The 4,948-nt window shown below is 63.0% G+C and carries 3 protein-coding genes; all 3 read right to left on the bottom strand.

From position 1 onward, the window contains the following. Positions 1–50: 50 nt before the first annotated feature. The 3 genes from FNA46_RS24350 to FNA46_RS24340 all read right to left on the bottom strand — a co-directional run bounded on the left by FNA46_RS24350 (position 51) and on the right by FNA46_RS24340 (position 4,599). On the bottom strand, positions 51–1,454 hold the full coding sequence (locus FNA46_RS24350; protein WP_143127833.1) for an amidase: 1,404 nt from the start codon (positions 1,452–1,454) through the stop codon (positions 51–53). Between the two features lie 8 nt (positions 1,455–1,462). Further along, positions 1,463–2,449: a BMP family protein gene (locus tag FNA46_RS24345; RefSeq protein ID WP_143127832.1), complete on the bottom strand. Its 987-nt coding sequence runs from the start codon at positions 2,447–2,449 to the stop codon at positions 1,463–1,465. 503 nt (positions 2,450–2,952) lie between these two features. Then, entirely contained in the window at positions 2,953–4,599 is a 1,647-nt protein-coding gene (locus FNA46_RS24340; protein ID WP_143127831.1) for a sensor histidine kinase, read from the bottom strand. Positions 4,600–4,948 lie beyond the last annotated feature (349 nt).

Raw genomic sequence — 4,948 nt, 5'->3', positions numbered from 1 at the left:
CGTCGTACCGAAGCGCTTGCTGACGCCCTCGATCTGAAGAACCGGTATGCTCATGCGGGCCATCCTGCAATCGGGAAACGATGCTGCCAGCGGCCATCCTGCTCCAGTTCGGCAGCCAGCCGCAACAGCAGAGCTTCTGCCCCCATAGGTGCCATCAGTTGTACCGGTAGCGGCAAACCCGCTGCATCCGCACCAAAGGGCAGCGTGAGCGCCGGAAAGCCGGAGGCATTGGCAAGCGCTGCCAGCGGCGCGAAGGCGGCCATGCGGTGGAAATGCAGGTCGGTATCCGTATGATCGCTGGGGAAGGAACCGATCGGCAAAGGCGCGGATGACAGGATCGGGCTCAACAGGCAGTCAATGTCATCGAACAGGCGCCACAGATCGCGGCTGACGAGAACCATGGCATTCAGGCTCTGCCACAGGCTGCGTGCCGACAGCGACAGGCCACGCTCGATGACTGCCTGCGTCAGCACCTCCGTCTTCGCCGCATCGAGATTGAAGCGCGTGAACGTGTCGGCAAGATTGATGCAGACGATGTCGACAAAGGCGCGCTGGCTGGTGGCCGCAATCGCCTCGACGGCGGAGACGGAGATCGGGACCAATCGATGGCCGGTGGATTCCAGATGGCGCGCCGCCTCCTCCACCACATTGCAGCGTTCGGGCGTCGTCGGCAGGTCCTTCCCGGTCTCGGTCAGGACACCGATCCGCAAACCACCCGAAGGAGCCGGCTGCGTCGCCACCGGCGGATAGGGTCCATGCGCATGGCCCGAGAGGGCCTCGAGGATCGTCTGCGCATCCCGCACGGAGCGGCAGACGGCGAGTTCGGTGGCAATCCCGCCCAGGTGATTGCCGAATTGCGGCCCGGCCGGCATCAGGCCGCGGCTCGGCTTCAGGCCGACAAGGCCGCAGCATGCGGCCGGCACGCGGATGGAACCGCCCGCATCGGTCGCATGGGCAATCGAGACGATGCCGGCCGCCACGGCAGCAGCGGCACCGCCGGAGGAGCCGCCGGCCGAAAGCTCCGGCGCCAGCGGATTGCGGGCGATGGGACCGATCGCCGGTTCGCTTGCCAGCGACAGGCCGAATTCCGGACTGGTGGTGAGACCGAAGAGACAGAAGCCCGCCGCCCGAAAGCGTTCAGCGAGATCCGAATCGACCATCCCGCCGCGCCGCGCCATCAGGCGCGAGCCGGCGGTGACGGGAAAGCCTGCAAAGGGGCCGCCCAGATCCTTTGCCAGCGTCGGAACGCCGGCAAACGGCATGGCGCGACGGTCCTGAAGCGGCAGACCGTCGATAAGATCTGCCGAGACTCGCCCCTTCTCAGCATCCTCATAGGCAATGGCGCCGAGATCCCGCGCGGCCTGCGCCGCCAAAAGGGAAGCCTGCATGGCCTCCCGGCTGGAAAGGTGGCCGCAGGCAATCGCCTCTGCCAGCGCCGTTGCATCTGCCATCATGGAAAGAATTACTTCGGCTCGTCCATGATCTTCGGCACTTCGAATTTGCCGGCCTTGATCTCGGCGCGCTTGGCCTCCATCGCCGCTTCCGCATCGGCCGGTGCCACGCCCTTGACGTAGACGATATCGCTGCCGCCTTCCTTCATCAGGCCATAGGCGGTGTAATCGCGGCCGGTCGGCTTGCCGGCGGCCACATCGGCGAGCGCGGCGTTGAGGATCGGGCGGAAATTCCACAGCGCATTGGCGAAGACCGTGTCAGGGTAGCGCGGCGTGTAATCGATCAGCGAGCCGATCGACTTGATCTTGCGTTCCTTGGCGGCATCGGCCGTGCCGATACGCTCGCCGAACAGGATATCGGCGCCGGCATCGATCTGGGCGAGGCCGGCTTCACGCGCCTTCGGCGGATCGAAGAAGGTGCCGATGAAGGTGACGAGATGCTTGGCGTTCGGGTTGACGGCCTTCACGCCGGCGCCGAAGGCGTTGATCAGCATGTTGACTTCCGGGATCGGCATGGCGCCGACGGAACCGACAACGTTCGACTTGGTCATCTTGCCGGCCAGCATGCCGGCGAGATAGGCGCCGTCAAAATTCCAGGTGCCGAACACGCCGAAATTGTCACCGGCCTGCTTGCCGCTGGAGCCCATCACGAAAGCGGTTTCGGGATAATCGGCAGCCACTTCGCGGGCCTGCTTCTCGACCGGGAAGGTCTCGCCAATGATCAGCTTGGCCCCCTGCTCGGCATATTCGCGCATGGCACGCGGATAGTCGGTGCCGGACACGCCTTCGGAGAAGACATATTCGATCACGCCTTCCTTGGCGGCCTCCTGAAGCGCCTTGTGCAGCACCGAGTTCCACGCGTTTTCGACCGGTGAGCCGTGAATACCGGCGACCTTGATCGGTGCGGCGGCGCGCACGGACGGAATGAAGGCGGTTGCGCTCAGTGCAAGGCCGGAAGCAAGCACGCCACGACGGGAGAGAAGCAGTTTATCGGTCATCGGTCACGTTCCCCTGGATTTTACCATTTGGTAAATGGATAGAGATCGCCCATTTTGAAGTCAAGAAAACAAATTGACCACGGAATAAGCAGAGGCACGCGTGCCATGCCCTATTTTGGGCGAAAGTTCATCCGGAAACGCTGCCTGTCCACCGCTTTCCCACATGCAAGAACGTCGCAGGGCAGCAGCAAGAGAGCGGCGGGCAAGCCGGTTGCGCCATAACGATGGTCGCAGGACACCAGTTCCTCCCGCCTCAACCTCGCTCGGCTGCAGAGTTCGCCGGTCATCGCGCAGCACCGGTGCGAACGGCCGCGACAATAATTCCTCAACTCGTCGAACCATTCGCCAGCGGGATTCCGCTGGCCACCGTTTCGATTTCATTCGTAGATTATTCCCGTTTCGTTTCCGTGCATATTCAAGGTTGCGAAAATGAGGACACGATTCGGTTGTGCGGTTGCGCCTGCAAGGCCCTTCCTGCTCGGCAATGCGGATCGCACATGCCGTCAGATATTGCCCGGTGCAGACAGCCTGAAGCTGAGGGTGAAATGGAGACCTTCCCGTCGGAAATCTGCGTCGATCTGCGGGTCGTGGCTCGCCGGAATGGCAAGACGGATCAGCTTCGACCCAAAACCTTCCCGCTCGCTTTGCTGGACGGCGGGACCACCCCGCTCCATCCAGGTAAGCGTCAGACGCTCCTCTGCCGTCAGCCAGGTGATCGACAGGCGCCCTTCCGGGCTGGAGAGACTGCCGTATTTCAGCGCATTGGTGCCGAGTTCGTGCAGGATCAGAGAAAGCGCCACAGCCAGTTCGGCCCCCAGCAGGCAGTGAGGGCCATCCACACGAACGGTTTCGCCGTCGATATCATGCAGCGGCCGCATCACATGCTCGATGAGTTCGTGCAGCGAGGCGCCTTGCTCATCTTCCGAGAGGAGCACGTCATAGCCGCCCGCCAGCGCCTGCAGCCGCTTCTGGAAAGAAGCCATCTGCTCGTTCTGGCCGCGAAAGGTCTGGCGGACGATCGCCTGGATGACGGACAGCGTGTTCTTGACCCGATGCGAGAGTTCGCGAGCCATCAGCCGCCGCTTCTCTTCCGCCTGCGCCGACAGGCGTCGCTGCCGGTCGATCTCGTCGAGAAGACCATCGATGGAGGTCCCGACAAGGCCGAGTTCGCCGCGATCCGCCCGCATTCCGGTGCGTGCGGCGAGATCGCCATCCCGCCAGCGCGTCACGGTGCGCACGATGTGCTGTACCGGCTCGAGGATGAAGCGCTGGCCGACATAATTGGCCGCAACGAAGGCAATCAGGCAGCCGGAGAGGATAAAGAGAATGCCGGTCAGCGCCGCCGTGTTCAACTGCGCGAAAGCTTCGTTGCGAGCAATCCCGGCGCTGACATAGAGCGGGTTCTTGTCCGATACCGGCTGGTAGCCGAGGATGCGGGTCGTGCCATCCTGGCTGACCACTTCAAGGGACCCGGGCGCGGATGCCGTGATCAGATGGCGATAGGCCTGCGGGATGGTGGTTCCCACGAAGGATTGCGGATCGGGGTTGCGGGCCACGATGACGCCATTGCGGTCGGAAATGGTCACAGAGCCGCCGGCGACGATGTCCCTCTGGAATACGCGGGCCTGCAGCCAGTCCAGCCGCAGCCCGGTTGCGATCACGCCAACCGTTTCGCCATTGCGCTTCAGACGCAACGCAACCGGCAGCACCGCACGGTTCGATACGCGGGCAATCGTGTAGCCGGCAATGACGACATCGTCCGAAACAAGTGCGCGGCGCACATACTCGCGGTCGGAAAAATCGGTTCCTGTCGGCCAATTGAGACTGTCGCACAGCAGGCGTCCGTTGCGATCAAGCACGAAAATGTTGCCGACATAATCGTCCAGGCGTGCGGAGACGGCGTTCAGCGTCTGGCCGCAGGCGGCCGGATTGCCGTCGGTGATGGCGGGAATGGCGGCCGTGGCAATCAGCAGGCCGCGCAGCCCCTCAAGAATCGTTTCGATCTCCATGGAAAACTGTTGCGACGAACGGATGGCCTGCTGGTGGATTTCGGCCTGACGCTCGTTGCGCAGCTTCAATTCGTTATAGGCCAGCATCGCGAGCGCGGGCAGCAGCGCGATCAGCGTCATCACCGCAAGGCGTATTTTCATCGTCGTGCCTCTGATAGAAACGCCCGCGCGTGCAACCTGATAAATAAGATGGATGTCATGAACCTAGCTGCGTTGCGCCCGCACCTCAAGCGCCGTCTGCAACGTCGGATCACGGCGCAACAAGAACCGCGGATTGCAGGCTGCCCAGACCTTCGCGACAGGGTCGATGAGAGAGGCGATCCAACCCGGAAAATCCCCGCCACGACGTCCTTGTGCACCGACGAAAAGCGAGACAGAATCGGAATGCTGCTCTAGGAAGAAGGCCGGATGATCGCCAGCCGAACGAAGGATGCCCCATGGCCATACTGCCCGTCACCGTCTTTCCCGCTCCGAAGCCCGTGACCCTGCC

Origin of the sequence: Affinirhizobium straminoryzae (assembly GCF_007004135.1) — a bacterium.
GTDB lineage: Bacteria > Pseudomonadota > Alphaproteobacteria > Rhizobiales > Rhizobiaceae > Neorhizobium > Neorhizobium straminoryzae.
The sequence above is the reverse complement of the archived record's forward strand: the minus strand, read 5'-3'. Positions and strand labels throughout refer to the sequence as shown.

Excerpts from the sequence above, each read along its gene's own strand:
- FNA46_RS24350 (WP_143127833.1), bottom strand. The coding sequence starts at position 1,454 with ATGATGGCAGATGCAACGGCGCTGGCAGAGGCGATTGCCTGCGGCCAC.
- FNA46_RS24345 (WP_143127832.1), bottom strand. The coding sequence starts at position 2,449 with ATGACCGATAAACTGCTTCTCTCCCGTCGTGGCGTGCTTGCTTCCGGC.
- FNA46_RS24340 (WP_143127831.1), bottom strand. The coding sequence starts at position 4,599 with ATGAAAATACGCCTTGCGGTGATGACGCTGATCGCGCTGCTGCCCGCG.